The following is a 20,746-nucleotide window of genomic DNA, read 5'->3' on the forward strand; positions in this document are numbered from 1 at the left end:
TCGGGTCTCGATTTTCTCTCCCGATACGTAAAAGTGATATCTTTTTTATAGCCATTAATGTGAACCTGAAGGAGCCCGCAATGACCATCAGCCCACCACCGCACGGATCACAGCACGAGCAGGCCCCTGCTCACCCCGAGATCGAACCGACCGCAGCCGAACCCGTCGGTCACGACGGCGTCCGCGTCGACATCACGGAGCGCCCCGCCTGGCACATCGGTTCCGGCCTCGCAATCCTCGTCCTCCTACTGAGCATCGCGGGCCTGCTCGGCGGCATCGTCCTCATGATCCGCGGAGGAGTACTGCTCGATGAGGGAACCTCACCCGGCATCGGAGCCGCGTGCCTGGTTGCGGGCATCGTGCTGGTTCCCCTCTCGGTTCTCTCATGGACCACGATCACGATCGTCTCGCCGGGCCAGACCTCCGTACGGCAGTTCTTCGGCCGCTACGTCGGTACGGTTCGCCGCGACGGCATCAGCCTGGTCACGCCTTTCACGACAGGCAAGAAGGTCTCCGTGCGCGTGCACAACTTCGAGACGAACGAACTGAAGGTCAACGATTCTGACGGCAACCCCATTCACATCGCCGCGATCGTGGTGTGGCAGGTCGCAGACACGGCGAGGGCCACGTTCGCGGTCGAGGCCTACGCCGAGTTCATCGAGACCCAGGCGGAGGCGGCGCTACGGCACGTCGCCACGACCCACCCCTATGATGAGCCCGGGCCGGGCGAGCAGTCCTTGCGCGGCAGCACCGACCTCGTCTCCGACGAACTGGCCGAGGAGGTTGCGGCCCGTGTGGCCATCGCCGGCCTCGAGATTGTGGAGGTACGCATCTCTTCGCTCGCCTACGCTCCGGAGATCGCCCAGGCCATGCTGCAGCGCCAGCAAGCCAGCGCCATCATCGCAGCGCGCGAGAAGATCGTCGAGGGCGCCGTGACGATGGTAGATCAGGCACTGGAGCGCCTGGAGTCGGAGGACATCGTCTCCCTCGACGACGAACGACGCGCGCAGATGGTCTCGAACTTGCTCCTCGTGCTCACGAGCGAGCAGCGCGCGACTCCCGTGATCAACGCCGGCTCGCTCTACAGCTGATCATGTCTCCGACCGAGGGCCCGGGTGCACGCTCGCGAAAGCAGGTGCTGCTGCGACTCGACCCTGCAGTGCACGCTGCGGTCGCGAAGTGGGCTTCCGACGACCTGAGGTCGGTCAACGCCCAGATCGAAGTGCTCCTGCGTCGTGCACTCGCCGAGGCCGGCCGCGACCCCGGGGCCGGCCCGATGCGAGGCCGGGGGCGACCGCGCAAGGCTGACTAGAGCGCGAGCCGACGCGCCCGAATACCCGCCGGCGGGTCTGTGTGAGTGATGAGGATCACAGCCCGATCGTCGGGCACCGCGCTCAGCAGGTCCGTGAGCAGTCGGTCGGCGAGATCTCGATCGACTCCGGCGGTCGGTTCGTCGAGTATGACCACCGGGAAGTCGGCCAGGATCGCCCGAGCCAGGGCGATGCGCTGCGCCTGACCGCCCGAGACCAGCGCACCCCGCTCACCGACGGCCGCGCCCAAACCGCCGCGCTGCGCGCACCAGTCGTCGAGCCCCACACGGGCGAGCACTGCGAGCAGTTCAGCATCACCGTGCTGTTCGGATGCACCGTGCTGTTCGGATGCACCGTGCGCCTCCTCGGCTGCGGCCTGGGCAAACTTGAGGTTCTGCCGCAGATCGGAGTCGAAGAGGTGGGGGCTCTGCTCGCACAGACCGACCGTCTTGCGCAGGGTGCGCGCATCGAGTTCTCTCGCTTCGACGCCGCGCACCCGGTACGTTCCTCGATATTCCAGGAGTCGGACGAGCGCAAGTGCCAGTGTGCTCTTGCCTGCACCGCTGTCGCCCGTCACCACCAGTGTCTCGCCCGCGTTCAGCGCGAAGCTCAAGCCAGTCACCGCGTCGCGCTCGGCGCCCGGATACCTGACGGAGAGGTCGTGCACCTCCACGAGCGGGGAGCTCGAGGCGAATGCGGGTTCGTTGCTGGGGTCGTTCCCCGCGCGAGCCGCCGAGGCCTCTGCAGGGATCTCTGGAGGTATCGGCGCTTCGGTGAGTTCGGCCACGCGATCCGCGCTGGTCGCGACAGTCCGTCTGGCAACCAATGCGGCGGGCACTTGCCCGAAGACCTCGAATACCGCCGCGGGAACGATCACGACGGCAGCGAAGAGCGGAGCGGAGATCCCCGCGCCATCGGCGAGGTGAGGCGCCAGGAGCAGGAGCGTCCCGAGCGTCGCGGCCCCTGACGCCAGAGCGAGAATCGCCCCGGTCAGGCCTGCGGCCCGGCTGCGGCGCAGCTGCACCTGCGCGAGCCGCGCCTCGGCTGCAACAACGCGGTCCCGCTGCAGCTGTTCGGCCCCGAACGCCGCGAGCACCTCGGCTGCGGAGAAGCGTTCGAGGAGGGCGTCGAGCAGAGCCGCGCGCGCGGTGGCGAGTTCACGATCGCTGCGGCCGGCCAACCGCTCCGACAGGCGGGCGGCGAGAACGCCTGACACGATCAGCATCACGACGAGCACACCCGCAGCGAGTGGAGAGGCGATGGCCACCGCGAGCACGCTCAGACCGACGACGCTCACGCTCACCAGGATGGGCTGACGAACCCGCAGCGCATGGTCTTGCAACTGGTCGATGTCGTCGACGAACGCCCCCAGGACTTCACCGCGACGCCGGCTTTCGACCGCTCCGGGCACACGGGGCACCAGGGATGCGAATGCCTCACTGCGCAGTGTCGCGAGCTGCGCAAGCGCCGCGTCGTGGCTCGCGAGGCGCTCCGTGTACCGGAACGCGGCCCGGCCGATCGCGAGAGCACGTACTCCCACGACGGCGAAGGTCAAGTGCAGGATCGGCGGCTGTTCGCCGGCACGAACGATGAGCCACATGCTGAGCGCGAGCAGGCCGACGACGCAACCATCGGCGAGCACCCCGAAGAGGAAGCCCGGCAAGCGACGCGAGTAGCCGGGGAGGGCACGGGAGAGCACGCGCGCACGCGCATCGGCACGCGTACCGCGGCTCATGCTGCAGCCTCCACGGTGATCACGCGATCCGCAGCATCGAGCACGGCTTCTCGATGGCTCACCACGAGTACCGCTCGACCGTTCGCGGCTTCCGACCGCAGAGCAGCGCAGACGAGCGCTTCGCTCTCGCGGTCGAGCGCGGAGGTCGGCTCATCGAGTACCAGAGCGCCGGCGTTCCGATCCCATGCCCGGTACAGGCAACGCGCAATCGCGACGCGCTGGGCCTGTCCTCCGGACAGGCCGCTGCCCGAGACGCCGAGCGCGTGGTCGATGGCAAGACCCTGCAGGCCCACGGCGTGGAGCGCGCGACGAATCAGCTCCCGGTTCGGTTCGGCATCGCCGAGCGCGACGTTCTCCCCCACAGTTCCCTGAAGCAGCCCGGGCCGCTGCCCCGACCACGACACTTCTTCGGGCCGTTCGACGATGCCGGAGATCGGCGAGAGGAAGCCCAGCACGCTGGAGACGAGCGTCGACTTTCCGGCGCCCGATGGCCCCGCCAGCCCCACGACCTCACCGGGAGCCACCTCGAACGACACCGGCCCGATCACCGCGCGTCCGTCTCGCTGGAGTACGACACTCTCGAACGAAACCGACGCTGCGCTCGTCGACGCTGCGCTCGTCGACACGGTGCTAGTCGACACGGTGCTAGTCGACACCGTGCTCGTCGATGCCGAGTCCGCTGGCGAGGACTCAGACAGGCGCCAGGATTCGTCCTCGATCAGCGCGAAGACGCGCTGTGCGGCGGCGAGTCCCTCGGTGGACGCGTGGAACGCCGCGCCCACCTGTCTGATCGGCACGAATACCTCGGGCAGCAGAAGGAGAACGAAGAGCCCGAGCGCGAGCGGAAACTCCCCCGCGACCAGACGTGTGCCGACCGTCACCGCGACCAGAGCGATCGAGAACGTTCCGGCAAGGTCCAACACGAACCCCGATAGGAACGTCACCCGGAGTACCCGCATCGTACGCGTGCGGTACTCCTCGGCCTCCTTGGCGATCCGCGCGACCTGGCGCTGTTCGCGTCGGAAGATCTTCAGGGTCGCGAGACCGGTGACGACATCGAGGAACGAGGCGGACAGACGCTGCAGCTGTTCCCACTGCCGATCCTGCACCGCCTGCGTGGCGAGACCGATGAGGATCATGAAGATCGGTATCACCGGGAAGACGATGACGACGGTGAGTCCGCTCATCGGGTCGGCAAGCAGCAGGATGAGAATCAGCACCGGTGTCGAGAAGGCGGTCAAAATCAACTGCGGCAAGTACCCGGAGAAGTAGCCGTCGAGCGCATCGAGCCCTCTCCCGAGCGCGACCGCGCTCTCAGCGTCAGACCGCGTCGCAGCCCACTCCGGGGAACGGCCGTCGACGCGATCCAATGCCTGCGCCCTCAGCTGCGCCTTCGCACGGATGGCGCCGCGAGCCGCGACAACATCCATGCCCCAGCTCGAGAGCGATCTGACGACGATCGCAGCAACGGCACCGGCGAGGAGCATCGGCAGCTGATCCTGCGCCGCAGCACCCTCGGAGACGCGCCCCGCTGCGCCACCCAGACCGCCCAGCACCGGCAGGACGAGCGCGGCGAGTGCTTGCGCGATGCACCAGCACCAGGCCAGGATCGCCGCCGTACGGAGCAGTCCGAGGCCTGCTCCGACCAGCAGCACCCCCCGCGCCGCCCGAGCGTATCGGAGCAGGCGGGGATCCAATGGTTTCATCGCTTCAATCCTAGAGCGCCCAGACGCCGCACGGCCGGTGACTGGAGCTCGTGATCAGTGGGCCGCTGCGGGAATCGACTCTCGAGTGAGTCGCTTCCGGAAGATCCAGTAGGTCCATGCCTGGTAGGCCAGCACCAGCGGCATCGTGAACAGCGCGACCCACGTCATCAAGACCAGGGTGCGCTCCGAACTCGCGGCCCCGCTGATGCTCATCGAGTCCGCGGGGTCGAGGCTCGAGATCATCAGGTTCGGGAACAGCGCCATGAAGATCGTCAGCAACGCGAAGGCGATCGCGACGGCGTTCCCGAAGAACGCCCAGCCTTCGCGCCCGACCGTGTTCATCACCCACGCGAACACGAGCGCCAGCGCTGCGAAGCCCGCGCAGGCCGCCACGAGCGGCAGGGTGGGGCTTTCGAGGTGCTGCACGACCGTCCAGACCAAGAAGCCGGCCCCGGCAACGATCGCTGCAAGCCCAACACGTTTGGCGAGCGCACGCGCCCGCACTCTGATGTCGCCATCGGTCTTCAACGCGACGAAGACCGCACCGTGGGTGAAGCAGAGCAGCGTGACGGCGACCCCGCCCACGAGACCGTAAGGATTGAGCAGGGTGAACAGTGTGCCCTCGTAGATCCAGCCTCCGTTGTCGAGCCGTGAGATCGGCAGGCCCTGCGCAAGGTTCGCGAACGCCGTACCCCAGAGCAGCGGCGGCAGGAACGAGCCGAAGACGATGAAGCGATCGAACCATCCCGTCCATTGCTCGCCCTTGCCCTGATGCCGATACTCGAAGGAGACACCGCGCAAGATGAGGGCGACGAGGATCAGGAGCAGCGCTAGGTAGAAGCCGGAGAACATCGTCGCGTACCACTCCGGGAAGGCCGCGAAGAGGCAAGCGCCGGCCACGATGAGCCAGGTCTCGTTGAGATCCCACACCGGGCCGATCGTATTGATCACAACCCGACGATCGGTGTCGTCCTTGCCGAGGAACGGGAGGGCCATGCCCACTCCGAAGTCAAAGCCGTCGAGCACGAAGTACCCGATCAACATCACGCCGACGATCAAGAACCAAAGGGTGGTGAGTTCCACTGTCCTGCCTTCCTAGTAGACCGTCGCCAGCTGCTGCTGATCGGGATCGGAGCCATCGCCGTCGACCGTGGCGATCTCAGGCGGCCCCTCCTTTGCGGCACGGGTGATGAGCTTGAACTCGACGACAGCGAGGCCGCCATAGACGAGGGTGAAGACGATGAGTGAGATGAGCACGGCCCATCCGGGCACTCCAGGCGAGACCCCCTGCTCCGTCGTCATCATGCCGAACACGATCCACGGCTGTCGTCCCATCTCGGTGAAGACCCATCCGACGAGCGATGCGAGCATCGGCACCGGAGCCGTCCAGATCGCGATCTTCCAGGCCCACTTCGGCAGCTCGGTATGCTTGCGCGTCAGCCAGAGCCCCACGGCGGAGACGAATGCGGCGAACGCGCCGAGGCCGATCATCCACCGGAAGCTCCAGTACGTGACCCAGATGATCGGGGTGAAGCTGCCATCGGCCGGGCAGGTGATGAGGCTATCCGTACCGCAGTAGAGGGCTTCGTACTCGGCCTGCAGGTCACGGATCCCCTCGACGGTGCCATCGAAGGTGCCATTGGAGAGGAATGACAGGAGGTACGGGATCCTGATCGAGAAGATCTCGTGCATGCCGTCCGGTGTGCCGAGGCTGAAGATCGAGAACGACGCGTCTCGACCCGAGGCGGTCTCATAGAGCGCCTCGGCCGCGGCCATCTTCATCGGCTGCGTCTGCGTCATCACTTCGCCGAGGGTATGACCCGTGAGTCCCACTCCGAGGAAGGCGAGGATGTTCGCCCAGGCGCCGAAGCGCAGACTCGTGCGCATCTCGTCGACGAACTGGCCGCGCTGCAGATGCCAGGCCGCCACCGCCACCATGACGACGCCGGCGAACATGATCGCCGCGAAGATCGTGTGCGGAAACTGCGTCAGGGCGACCGGGTTGAGGAGCACGGATCCGATGCTCTCGAGCTCTGCACGCCCACGCTCCTCATTCAGCCTGAACCCGTCGGGGTTCTGCATGAACGCGTTGGCCGCGAGGATGAAGTACGCGGAGAACACCGTGCCGATCCAGACGAACCAGATCGACAGCACGTGGATCTTCTTCGGCAGCTTGTCCCAACCGAAGATCCACACACCGATGAAGGTGGCCTCGAAGAAGAAGGCGATGAGGCCCTCCATGGCCAGCGGGGCGCCGAAGATGTCACCGACGAAACGCGAGTAGTTCGACCAGTTCATGCCGAACTGGAACTCCTGCACGATGCCGGTGACGACCCCCATGGCGAAGTTGATGAGGAAGATCTTGCCGTAGAGACGCGTGAGACGCAGGTACTTCGTCTTACCGGTACGCACCCAGACCGTCTGCAGGATGGCCACCAGCAGGCTGAGGCCGATCGTGAGCGGCACGAAGATGAAGTGGTACAGCGTCGTCAGCCCGAATTGCCAGCGGGCAAGAGTGAGCGGATCAAGAAATTCGTTCACGTGGAGCTCCCAGAGCTTGAGCGCAGACCTCACTGGGAGGCCTCGTCACTCCCATAGTGAGATCCGGGACAAGATGGTGATTCTCGCCGGAGCGACCGGTCGGCGACCGGTCGCTCCAATTTTACCTATTCTGAGAATTCCCTGCGAATGCGCTTCGACGTCAAGTCAAATGCGATTCGATGTCGAGTCAAATGTGACAGACCGCGTCCGTGAGCTTTGAGGCGAGAGCCCGGAGATCACGGAGTTCGTCCGCGGATAGCGCGCCTCCGAGCTCCCGTGCGACGCTTCTCGCGTGACGTCGTCCGACCTCCCGCTGCACCTTCGCACCCTGTTCCGAGAGGGAGATTCGCACCGCACGACGGTCGGTTGCATCAACCCATCGCTCGAGCAGACCGCGCGAGACCAATCGATCAACCAGGCGCGACAGTGCCGGCTGGCTCAGCAGCACGCCCTCCTGCACCTCGCAGAGGCGCATCGCCTCGCCGCCCTTCGCGAGTGTGTAGAGGACGTCGTACTCCCGCATGCTCAGGTCTGCGAACACACCGTCTTCGGCGAAACGTGCGGTGAGCCGCGCGTGCGCCTGCATCACCGCCTCCCACGCCTCGTTCGCGAGGCGGACATCGGCACGGCCTTTGGCCATTGCAGGGTTCTCGTTCATCGCTCCGCCCTCATCGACTCGACGCTCTTCGTCACAGCCCGAATGCCGAGCCACTGCGCTGCTCCGTGTCGAGGTACGGCGACCCGCCGGTCACGTTGTCGCCCCGGTTCGCACTGGGCCGCGGCTGCCGAGGCGCGGCATCCCCGTACTTCGCACGGACCAGCTGGGAGTGGGTGGGCGCGGTCTCCGGCACGGCGGGATCCCGCCGTGCGGCGAGTTCCCGACGCAGCACCGGCACGACTTCATCACCGAGGAGGTCCAGTTGCTCCAGCACGGTCTTCAGCGGGAGACCCGCATGGTCGATCAAGAACATCTGCCGCTGGTAATCGCCGAAGGTCTCTCGGAACGAGAGGGTCTTGTCGATCACTTCCTGAGGGCTTCCGACCGAGAGCGGAGTCTGGCGCATGAAGTCCTCCATGCGCGGACCGTGACCGTAGACCGGTGCCTCGTTGAAGTAGGGCCGGAACCCTTCGATGGCGTCCTGCGACTTCTTCGCGATGAAGGTCTGCCCGCCGAGACCCACGATCGCCTGCGCGGCGGCGCCGTGCCCGTGGTGCTCGTAGCGACGACGGTAGAAGTCGATGAGGCGCAACGAATGCTCGCTCGGCGCGAAGATGTGGTTCGCGAAGAAGCCGTCGCCGTAGTAGGCGGCCTGCTCCGCGATCTCGGGCGTGCGAATCGAGCCGTGCCACACGAACGGCGGCACGTCGTCAAGCGGTCGCGGAGTGCTCGTGAATCCTTGCAGCGGGGTACGGAAGTTGCCGTCGTAGTCGACGGCATCCTCGCGCCACAGGCGATGCAGCAGGTTGTAGTTCTCGAGTGCGAGCGGCAGCGCCGAACGGATGTCTTTCCCGAACCACGGGTAGACCGGAGCAGTATTGCCGCGTCCCAGCATCAGGTCCATGCGCCCGCGGGAGAGGTGCTGCAGCATCGCGTATTCCTCAGCGATGCGCACCGGGTCATTCGTCGTGATGAGCGTCGTACTGGTGCTCAGCTTCAGCCGCTCGGTCTGGGCCGCGATGTAGGCGAGGAATGTGGTCGGGCTGGATGAGAAGAACGGCGGGTTGTGATGCTCACCGATCGCGAAGACGTCGAGCCCGACCTCCTCCGCATGCACGGCAATGCGTGCGAGCCCTTCGATGCGCTCGGCCTCGCTCGGCGTCTCGCCGCTCACGGGGTCGCGCGTGACGTCGCTGACCGAGAAGATCCCGAATTCCATGGTGCCCCACATCCAATCAGGGGCGATCCCGCCCCGGTGAGAATTTATATGCGCTCGCATGTAATTGTAACGCATCGTTTCGCGGGGCTATTCCCGGCCCGAGTTTCCGATCCTCAATCGACTGAATACCCGCTTGCCCGCTGCCCTAGACTTGGGGAATGACCTCGCCCGAGCAGCACGATGCACGCCCGCGCTTCGCGGCCAGGTTCGAGGACAGTCTCCACGCGAGACGCCAGAAGCGAGCATTGGCCCGCGGGAAGTTCCCGTCAGTCATTCCGTATGTCGGCTATGGCAGCACCGATTGGATCCGGGTACTCGGCCGGGTGCTGTACCTGAAGCCGAGCACCCGCGAGCACTCACGGCTGCGCTCCGACGGCAACTCGCTCTCTCGCGTGCGCGGCTGGCGCAGCTTCACCAGTCTGCACGTGCCGCATCAGCCTGTCGGCATCCACCTCGACGGTGAGCCGGTGACCCGCGTGATCGCCGACCGGGGCGGTGTCGTCGACGCGAACATCCCGGTGAGCCTTGCTCCCGGCTGGCACACGGTGACCCTGCAGGCCGACGAGGGCGAGCGTGCCGACGCGCCCGTCTACGTCGTGAATCCGGAATCGCGCTTCGGCGTCATCTCAGACGTCGACGACACGATCGTGAACACCGCGCTGCCGAAGCCGTTCGTCGCAGCCTGGAACAGCTTCGTCGTCGACGAGCACGCCCGTACCGCGACACCCGGCATGGCCGTGATGCTGGATCACCTCGTCGCGGCTCACCCGGGTTCACCGGTCATCTACCTGTCGACGGGCCCCTGGAACGCAGCTCCCGCACTCACCCGCTTCTTGACTCGAAACCTGTATCCCATGGGACCGCTGCTCCTCACCGATTGGGGTCCGACTCATGATCGTTGGTTCCGCAGCGGTCGCGAGCACAAGCGTCGGGAGCTGCGTCGCATCGTCCGCGAGTTTCCCGACATCAAATGGGTGCTCATCGGCGACGACGGTCAGCACGATGAAATGCTGTACCGGGAGTTCGCGACCGAATACCCGCAGAACGTCGCAGCCGTCGCGATCCGGCAGCTCTCGACCGGACAGGCGGTGCTTGCAGGTGGTCGCTCCAAAGCGAACCTGCACCGCAGTGTGAGCGGTGTCCCGTGGGTCTACGGCCCCGACGGCGCAACGATTCGAGAAGAACTCCAGAGGCTCGGTCTGCTGTGAACCGGACGGGACCGCCTACTGCGCCCTGGCTGAGGTTCGAGCGCCGCATGACGGAACGTTTCACCTCGTCCCAGCGGATCCCGCTGATACAGGTCTTCAAGACGAGCGCCGCATCGATCATCACGTGGTTCGTCTGCCTGCTCGTATTCCCCGAGCAACCTCCCATTTTCGGGGCCATCGCCGCGCTCCTCTGCGTGCAGGAAAGCGTCGATCAATCGCTCACGCGCGGTGTGGAACGGTTCGTCGGCGTGCTGCTCGGGGTCTCGGTGGCAGTCGGCGCCGGCGCGCTGTTCGGGCCACGCTCCTGGCTCTTCATCGCCGCCATCTTCGTCGCACTCACCATCGGCTGGTTGCTGCGCATGACGGGGTCCTCCAGCAACCAGATCGCGATCACCGCCCTGTTGATGATCGCCCTCGGCGGGCTCCAACTCGGCTACGGCTTCGAACGCATCATCGAGACGGCCATCGGTGCGACCATCGGCATCGTGGTGAATGCGCTCGTCGTGCCTCCGGTACGAACATCATCAATGCACTCGGCGATTGCGCGGCTCGCGGTTCACGCCTCGGAGGCGCTGAACGGGCTCGCTGATGCGCTGGCCGAACCGCGAGACGAACCCTGGCTCGACGGCATGTACGACCAGGCCCGCGCCCTCGATGATGAGCGATCGCGCGTGCACGCGCTGTTGCGGGAAGCACGGGACAGTCTGCGCTTGAATCCGCGTGGCCCGCGTTACCGAGAACTCGTGGCTGCTGATGACGCGCTGTTCCAGCGGTTGCAACCGATTGTGACGCAGATCATCGGAATGGCGCGTGCGCTGTACGACCTCTACGACCCGGAGTTATCGGAGGATCCGTCGGTGATCGGCATGGTCGAAGAAATGCGGCGCGCCGCGCACGACCTCTCATTGCTCGTCGACCCGCTGCCGGGCACCGCCCAGGCGACTGCCGGGCAGCACGACGAGCCGCGGGCGCTTACCGCGCCCTATACGATTCCGACCCCGCACCCGGAGCACTGGATCCTCATCGGTTCACTGATGGAGGACCTGCGACGGGTACGGGGCCGGATCACGGGCGAACTGAGCTGAGTTCGGCCGGCACAGTGGCTTACTGCTCGAGGGCCGCCTGCACGTCCAGAGTGACGGTCACGTCCGAGCCGAGCAGCAGGCCGCCCTTCTCGAGCGGAGCGTTCCAGGTCAGGCCGAAGTCCTCCCGCTTGACCACTGCGGTCGCGGTGAAGCCGACCTTGTAGTTGCCGTAGGGATCCTCGCCGAAGCCGCCGACCTCAAGGTCGAACGTGACCGGCTTGGTGACGCCGCGCATCGAGAGCTCGCCGTCGACCTTGAAGTCTCCGCCTTCGGCTCGCACACCTGTCGAGACGAACGTCAGCTGCGGGTACTTCTCGGCCTCGAAGAAGTCGCCAGTGCGCAGGTGCCCGTCGCGATCCTTCTGGTTCGTGTTCACCGAGGCGACCTCGGCGCTCGCGCTCACGTTCGACTCGAGGGGGTTCTCCGCGGTCGTGATCGTGGCCTCGAACTGCTCGAACTTACCTCGCACCTTGCTGATAGCCAGGTGGCGAATGGAGAAGCCGACCTCAGAGTGGGTGGGGTCGACCTTCCAGGTGCCGACGCGGTAACCGGGGATCTGCTCTGCGGTGATGCTCATGGAGTGCCTTTCTACTGGTTACGGCCGCCCTCCGACGACCTCACACCAAGACAACTCAGGCAGTCAAATTTATATTCCCGCGCATATAAAAATTTTCTTGGGGCCGGATCCCGCTCGTCACCGAGGGCGACGCTTCGCGCTCGCTCGGGCCCGCATCGCCGTCTCGTCGACCGCAGCGCGCGCCTCGAAAGATCCGTAGCGTCGCCTCGCGGCCTCGCCGATCAGGAAGTCGGACACCGCGGGGTTCTTGGGAAGCAGAGATCCGTGCAGGTAGCTTCCGATCACATTCTCTGAGCGCGCCCCCTCGACGCCGGCCCCGGGATGGTTCCCCTCCCCCTGCACCACGCGTCCGAGTGGCCGGGAGCCGTCTCTCAGCACTGTGTTGCCGCTGTGATTCTCGTAGCCGATGACCTCCCCGAACTCCTCGGTGTCGAGCACGATGTTGCCGATCATCCGTTCGGTTCCGCCCCGCGTCTCGACGTCGAGCACGCCGATGCCGGTGAGCTCCTCCCCCGTATGCGTGACGAAGCGATGCCCGAACAGCTGGTAGAGGCCGCAGATCATGAGCATCGGCATGCCGTCGGTCGCGTGAGCGCGGATCTCATCACCCTTCAAGGCGAGATCCACCGCGACCCGGCCCTGCCCTGAGTCCTGCCCGCCTCCGCCGATGATGATGTCCATCTGCTCGGGCAAAGCATCGCCCGGGTTCACCTCGACGACCCGCGGCTCGAAACCGTGGGCTCGAGCTCTGCGCGTCAGCGCGAGAACGTTGCCGCGATCCCCGTAGATGTTCATGTCTCGGGGATACAACGAGACGATCACGAGCTCAGATGGGGTGCTCACCAGATATCCTCCACGTCCGTCAGTTCGGCCAGGTGCTTCCGCAGCCCCAGCATTGCCGTGTAGGTGCAGTAGATACGTCGTGGGCGACTCCCGGTTCGTTCCCGGAACCCCGAGAGCGCCCGGACCAGGTCCTCCTCCACGTGACCGACCGGCACGTCGTCGTGTTCGAGCCTGAGCGCCATGTCCCAGGCGCGAGTGCCCGTCACGGTATCGACCCCGGACTCGGCGAGGGAGGCGAAATCCACGTCCCAGAGCCACGACATGTCGCGACCGTCCGCGTACTGGTCGTTGATCGCGATCATGACGTCGACTCCGGCGGGGTCGAAGGAGGCGAGACCGAGCCGAAAGCCGGCGGGGTTCTTGACGAGCACGAGTTCGAGCGGATGCCCGTCGAGCACGAGCTGCTCACCTCGGCCGAATGCCGGCCGCACCTCGGCGAGAGCTGCGATGAGTTGCTCATCGGTCACCGACAGCGCCCGGTGATCTGCGGCCAAGCCCGCGGTCGCCCCGTGCTCGACGACCGATCGCACTGTTGCGAGTGCGGCCGCCGCGTTGAACGTGTTGTAGAGCCCTTCGAGCTTGAGCGATGTCCGGTAATCGACCCCGTCGATACGAAAGACGGCTTCGTGATCACCCACCTCGATCAGCGTGACATCTGCAGGCGGCCGCTCTGCGACGATCGCCGCAATGTCGGTGTGGAAGTCATCGTCGCTCGGGAAGGTCGAGAGCAGCTCGTCTGACAGCCCGAAACCGCGCACCTCAGGGCCGGCCTCGCCACGAGCCACCCGCTCACGGGCGACTTCACCGATTGCCGCGACCAAACGGTCCTCGCGATTGACCACTAGGCCCGTCGTCGTCGCGTCGGCGATGCGTTGCAGCAGCTTCGCAGTCGTGTCGATCTCACCGAATCGGTCGAGCTGATCGCGCAGCACGTTGAGCAGGAGCGTGTGATGCGGTCGCACCCGGTCGATGAAGTACATCGCATGGGCTTCATCCAATTCGAGCACCGCGATGTCGGCATCAAGCTCGCCCGACATGGAGCACTCCTGCACGATCGCCGCGACGATGCCCCTTGAGAAGTTCGACCCCGTGCGGTTCGTGAAGACGCGAAGCCCCTGTGCCTCGAGCATCTCGACGATCATCTTGGTCGTGGTGGTCTTGCCGTTGGTACCGCTCACCGCCACGACCCCGTAAGGCAGACGCCTCAGCACTCGGGAGAGGAACCCGGGGTCGATCTTCTCAACGACCAGACCGGGCAGTGCCGACCCTCCGCCACGCAGCCTCGCCGCCTGCCGAACAGCTTTCCCGGTGACGGCGGAGATGAGATCGCGCATGGGTCAAGCCTATCGTCGCGTCGTCCGTGTACTCGGCTCAGTCGGCAGCGTGCCGACCCGGGGATCCGCCTCGCAGCTCCCGCGGCAACAGGTCCGGTCGCACGCGTCTGGTCCGTTCGACACGCTGCTCGTGGCGCCAGGCTTCGATTGCGGCGTGATTACCGCTGAGCAGTACAGCGGGTGCCTCGCGCCCGCGCCATGAGGCCGGTTTGGTGTAACTCGGGTACTCGAGCAGACCGTCTTCTTCATGCGACTCTTCGACGAGGCTGTCGGGGTTGCCGACGACGCCGGGGACGAGGCGCCCGATTGCCTCGATCATCGCGAGCGAAGCGACCTCTCCCCCATTCAGCACATAGTCGCCGACGCTCACGAGGCGAACACGGCCGCGTTCGGCGTATTCATCGAACACTCGCTGGTCGATGCCTTCGTATCGTCCACAGCCGAACACGAGGTGCTGCTCATGCGCCAACTCACGCGCCATCTTCTGAGTGAAGACCTCACCCGCGGGCGAGGGGAAGATGATGAGAGGATCCGCTCCCGTTTCCGAATCCGCAAGAATCCCGTCGAGTGTCTCCCCCCAGGGCTCCGGTTTCATGACCATGCCGGCGCCGCCACCCGTCGGGGTGTCGTCGACCGTGCGATGACGATCATGGGCTGCCTGCCGTAGGTCGTGCACGCGAACGTCGATCAGGCCCCGTTGCTTCGCCTTGCCCAGCAACGAAAGCTCGAGTGCGTCGAAGTAGCCGGGGAAGATCGTGATCGCATCGATCCTCACTCGGAGTCTCCCTCAACCGATTCTTCGAAGAGACCATCGGGTGGGGTGACCGTCACGATGCCGGCAGCGAGGTCGACCTCGGGAACGATGGCCTCCACGAACGGGACCAGTACGTCTCCACGATCGGTCGAGACCGTCAGCAGATCCTGCGCGGGCAGGTGCTGCACCTCGGTCACCTTGCCCACGGCCACGCCGTCGCGGCGCACCTCGAGGCCGACGAGCTGGTGGTGGTACCAGGCGTTCTCCTCTTCGCCCTGCTCCACGGTCTGCTCGTCGATCCAGAGGATCGCCCGAACGGCGCTCTCGGCCGCGGTGCGGTCGGCGATCTCACGGAAGAACCCCACCGGCGATTCATTGAACCACCGGAGTTCGCGCAACTCGATCGTGCGCCCGAACCAGTCCGAATCCTCGGGAACTTGCAGGTGGAAGACGGCTCCTGGCGTGAAGCGCAACTCAGGGTTATCGGTGAAGAGCTCGAGTTTGAGCCCGCCCTTCAACCCGTGCGGCTTGGTCAGGCGTCCAACGCGCAAACTCCCCGCCCCGCAAGCGGGTCGGGGAGCATGCACGCGCTTTGGCGCATCGGCCATCAGGCAGCGCCTCCGAGAGAGTCGGCCGCATCGCGGTCGGCTCCATCGTGATCGGCTGCACCGTTCTCTTCCGCGGTATCGATCACATCGATGCGTACGCGATCCCCATTGGAGAGCGATCCGATCACTGTGCGCAGGGCCTGGGCGGTCCGCCCACCGCGGCCGATGACGCGCCCCAGATCGTTCGGGTGCACCCGGACTTCGAGGGTCTCGCCGCGCGAACTCTCACGGGTGCTCACGCGCGCTTGATCGGGGTGATCGACGATCCCCTTCACGAGATGCTCGAGCGCCTCAGCGAGCGCGGGTGCCGACATGAGATCAGGCCTCGGCGTTCTCGGTCTCGGCCTCAGCGGCCGGAGCTTCCTCAGCGGCAGCCTCTGCAGCGGGAGCGGCGGGCTTCTCCGCCTTCGGACGCAGCACCGGCTTCTTGGCGGCGTCGGCCTCGAAGACAGGCTTCGGCTCGACCGGCTTCACAACCGACTCGGTGTTGCCCTCGCCCGAGAACTTGCCCCAGTCACCGGTGAGCTTCAGGATCGCGGCTACCTGCTCGGTCGGCTGGGCACCGACGCTGAGCCAGTACTGCGCACGATCGGAATCAACCTCGATGAACGAGGGGTTCTCGGTCGGGTGGTACTTGCCGATCTCCTCGATCACGCGACCGTCGCGCTTGGTGCGCGAGTCGGCGACGACGATGCGGTAGTAGGGCGCACGGATCTTGCCGAGGCGCTTCAGACGGATCTTGACAGCCATGAATGACTCCTTGAGTGAGTGAACTGACGCCGCACCGGTTCGGTGCGGAAGCCTAACGCGCGAGTTTGCGCGAACCCGTCAATCTTGGCACATCGCAGAGCAAATCGCAATTTTTGTCACGATCAGGGGTTTTGTACTTCAGACCGAAGGATTGACTACCGCAATCCACGTCCGAGCATCTGTTGCAACTGCGCGAGATCCTCCTCGCTCGGCTGCGCAGCACCGCCCGCACCGATCCCGAATCCGCCCCCGTTCGGTGTGGCCGCCGGGGCACCCGTGACCTGTTGCGCGCGCTTGGCCGGGTTGCCCGAGCGCTTCGCGCCCTTCCCCTTGCCCTTCGCCTGCTGCTTCTTCTTGCCGCCGTGGCCGGCACCGGGCATCGGCCCCATTCCGGGGATCTGCGGGACACCGCCGCGGGCCACGGTCTTCATCATCTTCGCTGCCTGTTCGAAGCGCTGCACGAGCTGGTTCACGTCGGTGACGGTCATGCCCGAACCCTTGGCGATGCGCAGTCGGCGCGAGCCGTTGAGCAGCTTGGGGTTCTCGCGCTCGGCCTTCGTCATCGACTGGATGATGGCCTCGGTGCGGACGATCTCACGCTCGTCGAAGTTGTCGAGCTGATCCTTCATCTTGCCCATGCCGGGCAGCATGCCCATCATCTTCTTGAGCGAGCCGGCCTTGCGCAGCTGCTGCATCTGACCCAGGAAGTCGTCGAGTGTGAACGCGTCCCTCGCGATCTTCTCCGCGACCTTCTTCGCTTCGTCTTCATCGAAGGCCTGCTGGGCCTGCTCGATGAGCGTCAGGATGTCGCCGAGGTCAAGGATGCGACTCGCCATACGGTCCGGGTAGAACGGCTCGAAATCACCGAGCCCCTCACCCGTAGACGCGAAGAGGATCGGCCGACCGGTGACGGAGCGGATCGAAAGAGCGGCGCCGCCTCGCGCATCTCCATCGAGCTTGGTGAGCACGACTCCGGTGAAGTCGACGCCCTCTTGGAAGGCCTTCGCGGTGGCGACCGCGTCTTGACCGATCATCGCGTCGATGACGAACAGTACCTCGTCGGGATCGATCGCCTGACGGATATCGCCGGCCTGCTGCATGAGTTCGGCATCGACACCGAGTCGGCCCGCAGTATCGACGATCACGAAGTCGTACTGGCTGCGCTTCGCTTCGGCGACGCCCTCCCGAGCCACCTTCACCGGATCGCCGTCGACGGCGTCCCCCTCAGCTCCGGTGTTCCCCGGGTGCGGAGCGTAGATCGCGGCGCCGGCCTGTTCGGCGACGACGCCGAGCTGCGTGACCGCGTTCGGGCGCTGCAGGTCGCACGCGACGAGCAACGGCGTATGCCCCTGCCCCTTGAGCCACTTGGCCAGCTTGCCGGCCAGCGTCGTCTTACCAGCACCCTGCAAGCCCGCGAGCATGATCACGGTCGGTGGGTTCTTCGCAAACTGCAGACGACGCTGTTCGCCGCCCAGAATGCCGACCAGCTCCTCGTTCACGATCTGCACGACCTGCTGCGCCGGGTTCAGCGCCTGGTTCACCTCATCGCCGAGCGCGCGCTCGCGCACCTTGCCGGTGAACTCCTTGACGACGTCGAGCGCGACGTCCGCTTCGAGCAGCGCCCGACGGATCTCGCGAACGGTGCCGTCGACGTCGGCGGCCGAGAGCTTGCCCTTCGAACGCAGGTTCTTGAAGGTCTCGGTGAGTCGAGCGGAGAGGTTTCCGAAAGTAGCCATAGCGGGGACAGTCTACCCGGCTCACCCTGGCGTCAGCGACCTACTCGTAACTGTAGAAGCCACGCCCCGAGCCCTTGCCCAGGTACCCCTTGTCGATGTAGTCGCGCTTCAGGATCTCGGCGAACTCGCGCTGCACCGGGTCGTCGCTCTCCTTGCTGAGGTTGTACGGGGTCGTCATACCCACAACGTCGAAGATCTCGAAGGGGCCGTTCGGCGAACCCGTTGCGATCTTCCAAGTCTTGTCGATGTCTTCCGGTGACGCGATGCCCTTCACGAAGAGCGCGGCCCCGGCGTTCAGGAAGGGGACGAGCAGCGAGTTGAGTACGTAGCCCGGCTGCTCCTTGTGGATGCGGATCGGCACCATACCGATCTCCTCGGCGAACTGCGCGACTCTCTCGAATACCTCGGAGTCGGTGCCGGCATGCCCCATGACCTCGCCGGTGTTCTTTGCCCACACCTCGTTCGCGAAGTGGAGCGCGAGGAACTTCTCAGGACGACCGGTGAAGGGTGCGATATCGCTGGGGAGCAGGGTCGAAGAATTGGTGCAGAAGATCGTCGCTTCCGGAGCTACCGCGGCCACCTTCTCCCAAGTCTGCTGCTTGATGTCCAGACGCTCCGGCACTGCCTCGATGATGATGTCGGCGTCCTGCACGGCATCCGCGAGGTTCGCGGAGGTGCGGATCCGACCCACCGCGGCATCGAGCTTCGCAGACGTCGCATCTGGAAGATCCCGCAGGTAGAGAGGCTTCAGGTACTCCCAGCGATCCGCGAGCTTCCCGAGGATCTCATCGTTCACATCGTAGGCGACGACGTCCTTGCCCGAGTATGCAGCCTGGAAGATGATCTGCGAGCCGAGCACTCCGGTGCCGAGTACGGTGAGGTTCTGCAATGTTCTGCCTTTCTCGAATGTTCCGCCCTGCGGGCGCTGATCCGGTCCGGCGGTCGCCACCTACGGCAGGCCGTCAGGCCTCACCTACTGTTCTACTCCGTTCGCCTGCGTTCTTCGGCAGGTTTCGCTCACGGCGATCCGGACGGCTATCCAGCGCACCTATCCTGGTGGTATGGCCCCGCGAACCCGACGCAGGACGGGGCTCGTCACGACGGGCCTCGCGATGCTCTGCTTCGCACTCGTGGCGTGTGCTCCTGACGCCGAGGGTCCCGGCGGCGCCGAAGGCACTGGCGGTTCGGAGAGGTCGTACGGCTCCGAGAAGTCAGGCAGCACCGATAGCAATTCGAGGATCATCCGCATGGCCGCCGTCGGCGACTCCATCACTGCGGGCGACAGCCCCGATCTGGCCGGCGGAGTCGCCGGAACCGAGTCGTGGGTGAGTCACGCGAGCGACGACGACATCGAGTTCGTCGGAGGCTGGGCAGAATGGGGCGCAAGCACCGAGATCATGGCCGCGGCGGTACGTGACCCCATCGACGCCGACGTACTCGTGCTGCTCGGGGGAACCAATGATCTGGGATGGGTGCCGCACGCGGAGACCGCTGAGAATCTGTCGCTGATCGCGGAGCGCGCCGACGTTGAGGCCGTCGTGATCTCCTCGATCCCGCCTCTCGACCTCTTTCAGGGTGCAGGAACCCAGGATCTCAACACCTTTCTCATGCACTACGCCGAGAGCCAAGGCTGGAACTGGGTCGACGCCGCTGAGGGGCTACGTGAGGGCAGCGATTTCGCCCCTGGCATGAGCTACGACGGTGTGCACCTCTCCGAGCAGGGCGCAGGTGTGCTGGGCCGGGCGATCGCCGACGCCGTGCGTGAGGCGACGGGACTCCGGAAGGACTAGCCGACCAACTGCTGCGCGAACACGTGCGGGGTGAAGCCGGTGAGATCACCGATTCCTTCTCCCTGGCCCACGAGCTTGATCGGCAACCCGGTCTTCTGCTGCACGGATAGCACGAAACCGCCCTTGGCTGAGCCATCGAGCTTCGTCAGCACGAGCCCTGTCACACCGGCGTGTTCGATGAATGCTTCGGCCTGGGCCAGCCCGTTCTGGCCGGTTGTGGCGTCGAGCACGAGCAACACCTCGGCAATCGGGGCCTGCTTCTCGATGACACGTCGCACCTTGCTGAGCTCATCCATGAGACCGCCCTTGGTCTGCAGTCGTCCGGCGGTGTCGATGATGGCGACATCGTAGGTTCCCTCTATCGCTCGCTGCACGGTTTGAAATGCAACCGAAGCAGGATCCTGCCCCTGCTGCTGCGGCTTCACAATTTCGACCCCGGCACGATTGGCCCAGGTACCCAATTGCTCGACCGCGGCCGCACGGAAGGTATCCGCCGCACCCAGCAGGATCCGCCGGTCGAACGATCGCAAATAATTCGCGAACTTGCCGATCGTCGTCGTCTTGCCGACTCCGTTGACGCCGACGACCAAGATCACCGCCGGCTTCTCGGAGAGGTGCAGCGTGGTGTCGAACTTCGCGAGTCGCTCTTCAATTGCGTCGCGCAGCATGCGCCGCATCTCTGTGACCTCGGTCACCCGGTGCCGCTCGACGTCTGCGCGCAACTCCGCGAGGATCGACTCGCTCACCTCCGGACCGAAATCGGCAGTGATGAGCGCGGTCTCCAGATCGTCCCACGTCTCTTCGGTGATGAGTTCGGGTCCACTGAAGATATTGCGGAACGCTTTCGAGAAGGACCAGGATCGCTCAGCCATGACTCGATCCTAGTGCGGCG

The 20,746-nt window shown here is 65.4% G+C and carries 21 protein-coding genes; 5 read left to right on the plus strand and 16 right to left on the minus strand.

Annotated features, from left to right (window positions below; translation table 11 throughout):
• Nucleotides 1-80: 80 nt before the first annotated feature.
• Nucleotides 81-1,091, plus strand: a complete 1,011-nt coding sequence (locus tag ACUYV6_RS04650) for an SPFH domain-containing protein (RefSeq protein ID WP_449277472.1) — start codon at nucleotides 81-83, stop codon at nucleotides 1,089-1,091.
• Nucleotides 1,092-1,093: 2 nt separating this feature from the next.
• Nucleotides 1,094-1,312, plus strand: coding sequence for a hypothetical protein (locus tag ACUYV6_RS04655; protein WP_449277473.1), 219 nt, complete (start codon nucleotides 1,094-1,096; stop codon nucleotides 1,310-1,312).
• On the opposite strand, the gene cydC is transcribed toward ACUYV6_RS04655, so the two are convergent.
• The 6 genes from cydC to ACUYV6_RS04685 form a co-directional block, all read right to left on the minus strand.
• On the minus strand, nucleotides 1,309-3,045 hold the full coding sequence (gene cydC / locus ACUYV6_RS04660; RefSeq protein ID WP_449277474.1) for a thiol reductant ABC exporter subunit CydC: 1,737 nt from the start codon (nucleotides 3,043-3,045) through the stop codon (nucleotides 1,309-1,311). The two genes, ACUYV6_RS04655 and cydC, sit on opposite strands and share 4 nt — an antisense overlap.
• Entirely contained in the window at nucleotides 3,042-4,751 is a 1,710-nt protein-coding gene (cydD, locus tag ACUYV6_RS04665) for a thiol reductant ABC exporter subunit CydD (RefSeq protein WP_449277475.1), read from the minus strand. The genes cydC and cydD overlap by 4 nt, the downstream gene beginning before the upstream one ends.
• Nucleotides 4,752-4,805: 54 nt before the next feature.
• On the minus strand, nucleotides 4,806-5,834 hold the full coding sequence (cydB, locus tag ACUYV6_RS04670; protein WP_449277476.1) for a cytochrome d ubiquinol oxidase subunit II: 1,029 nt from the start codon (nucleotides 5,832-5,834) through the stop codon (nucleotides 4,806-4,808).
• Between the two features lie 12 nt (nucleotides 5,835-5,846).
• Nucleotides 5,847-7,292 carry a cytochrome ubiquinol oxidase subunit I gene (locus ACUYV6_RS04675; RefSeq protein ID WP_449277477.1) on the minus strand — a complete coding sequence of 482 codons (1,446 nt, stop codon included), beginning with the start codon at nucleotides 7,290-7,292 and terminating at the stop codon, nucleotides 5,847-5,849.
• A 187-nt stretch (nucleotides 7,293-7,479) separates the two neighbouring features.
• Nucleotides 7,480-7,950, minus strand: coding sequence for a MarR family winged helix-turn-helix transcriptional regulator (locus ACUYV6_RS04680; RefSeq protein ID WP_449277478.1), 471 nt, complete (start codon nucleotides 7,948-7,950; stop codon nucleotides 7,480-7,482).
• A gap of 31 nt (nucleotides 7,951-7,981) precedes the next feature.
• Nucleotides 7,982-9,169, minus strand: coding sequence for a CE1758 family FMN-dependent luciferase-like monooxygenase (locus ACUYV6_RS04685; protein WP_449277479.1), 1,188 nt, complete (start codon nucleotides 9,167-9,169; stop codon nucleotides 7,982-7,984).
• A 158-nt stretch (nucleotides 9,170-9,327) separates the two neighbouring features.
• Here ACUYV6_RS04685 and ACUYV6_RS04690 point away from each other — a divergent pair, with 158 nt between their 5' ends.
• Together ACUYV6_RS04690 and ACUYV6_RS04695 are read left to right on the plus strand one after the other, a co-directional pair.
• Nucleotides 9,328-10,377: an App1 family protein gene (locus ACUYV6_RS04690; protein WP_449277480.1), complete on the plus strand. Its 1,050-nt coding sequence runs from the start codon at nucleotides 9,328-9,330 to the stop codon at nucleotides 10,375-10,377.
• A 47-nt stretch (nucleotides 10,378-10,424) separates the two neighbouring features.
• Nucleotides 10,425-11,462 (plus strand): FUSC family protein, encoded by a 1,038-nt coding sequence (locus ACUYV6_RS04695; RefSeq protein WP_449277481.1) that lies wholly within the window; start codon nucleotides 10,425-10,427, stop codon nucleotides 11,460-11,462.
• A gap of 19 nt (nucleotides 11,463-11,481) precedes the next feature.
• Here ACUYV6_RS04695 and ACUYV6_RS04700 read toward each other — a convergent pair whose 3' ends face one another.
• The 9 genes from ACUYV6_RS04700 to ACUYV6_RS04740 all read right to left on the minus strand — a co-directional run bounded on the left by ACUYV6_RS04700 (nucleotide 11,482) and on the right by ACUYV6_RS04740 (nucleotide 19,013).
• On the minus strand, nucleotides 11,482-12,039 hold the full coding sequence (locus tag ACUYV6_RS04700) for a YceI family protein (protein ID WP_449277482.1): 558 nt from the start codon (nucleotides 12,037-12,039) through the stop codon (nucleotides 11,482-11,484).
• Between the two features lie 117 nt (nucleotides 12,040-12,156).
• Nucleotides 12,157-12,882, minus strand: a complete 726-nt coding sequence (locus tag ACUYV6_RS04705) for a type 1 glutamine amidotransferase (protein WP_449277483.1) — start codon at nucleotides 12,880-12,882, stop codon at nucleotides 12,157-12,159.
• Complete coding sequence (locus tag ACUYV6_RS04710) at nucleotides 12,879-14,216, minus strand: MurT ligase domain-containing protein (RefSeq protein WP_449277484.1); 1,338 nt, start codon at nucleotides 14,214-14,216, stop codon at nucleotides 12,879-12,881. The genes ACUYV6_RS04705 and ACUYV6_RS04710 overlap by 4 nt, the downstream gene beginning before the upstream one ends.
• Before the next feature lie 37 nt (nucleotides 14,217-14,253).
• The gene (gene trmD / locus ACUYV6_RS04715; protein WP_449277485.1) at nucleotides 14,254-14,991 is read right to left on the minus strand and encodes a tRNA (guanosine(37)-N1)-methyltransferase TrmD; all 738 of its coding nucleotides are present in this window, start codon (nucleotides 14,989-14,991) and stop codon (nucleotides 14,254-14,256) included.
• Nucleotides 14,988-15,578 carry a ribosome maturation factor RimM gene (gene rimM / locus ACUYV6_RS04720; RefSeq protein WP_449277486.1) on the minus strand — a complete coding sequence of 197 codons (591 nt, stop codon included), beginning with the start codon at nucleotides 15,576-15,578 and terminating at the stop codon, nucleotides 14,988-14,990. The genes trmD and rimM overlap by 4 nt, the downstream gene beginning before the upstream one ends.
• A complete protein-coding gene (locus tag ACUYV6_RS04725) occupies nucleotides 15,578-15,892 on the minus strand; it encodes an RNA-binding protein (RefSeq protein WP_449277487.1) in 315 nt (104 codons plus the stop codon). Before ACUYV6_RS04725 ends, rimM begins: the two co-directional genes overlap by 1 nt.
• 4 nt (nucleotides 15,893-15,896) lie before the next feature.
• Complete coding sequence (rpsP, locus tag ACUYV6_RS04730; protein ID WP_449277488.1) at nucleotides 15,897-16,328, minus strand: 30S ribosomal protein S16; 432 nt, start codon at nucleotides 16,326-16,328, stop codon at nucleotides 15,897-15,899.
• 155 nt (nucleotides 16,329-16,483) lie between these two features.
• A complete protein-coding gene (gene ffh / locus ACUYV6_RS04735) occupies nucleotides 16,484-18,064 on the minus strand; it encodes a signal recognition particle protein (protein WP_449277489.1) in 1,581 nt (526 codons plus the stop codon).
• A 40-nt stretch (nucleotides 18,065-18,104) separates the two neighbouring features.
• Nucleotides 18,105-19,013 carry a 3-hydroxyacyl-CoA dehydrogenase gene (locus ACUYV6_RS04740; protein WP_449277490.1) on the minus strand — a complete coding sequence of 303 codons (909 nt, stop codon included), beginning with the start codon at nucleotides 19,011-19,013 and terminating at the stop codon, nucleotides 18,105-18,107.
• 112 nt (nucleotides 19,014-19,125) lie between these two features.
• Here ACUYV6_RS04740 and ACUYV6_RS04745 point away from each other — a divergent pair, with 112 nt between their 5' ends.
• The gene (locus ACUYV6_RS04745) at nucleotides 19,126-19,854 is read left to right on the plus strand and encodes an SGNH/GDSL hydrolase family protein (RefSeq protein WP_449277491.1); all 729 of its coding nucleotides are present in this window, start codon (nucleotides 19,126-19,128) and stop codon (nucleotides 19,852-19,854) included.
• Here the strand turns inward: ACUYV6_RS04745 and ftsY are convergent.
• Nucleotides 19,851-20,726 carry a signal recognition particle-docking protein FtsY gene (gene ftsY / locus ACUYV6_RS04750; protein WP_449277492.1) on the minus strand — a complete coding sequence of 292 codons (876 nt, stop codon included), beginning with the start codon at nucleotides 20,724-20,726 and terminating at the stop codon, nucleotides 19,851-19,853. The genes ACUYV6_RS04745 and ftsY overlap by 4 nt on opposite strands.
• Between the last annotated feature and the right edge of the window lie 20 nt (nucleotides 20,727-20,746).

Source organism: Leucobacter sp. GX24907 (genome assembly GCF_053567335.1).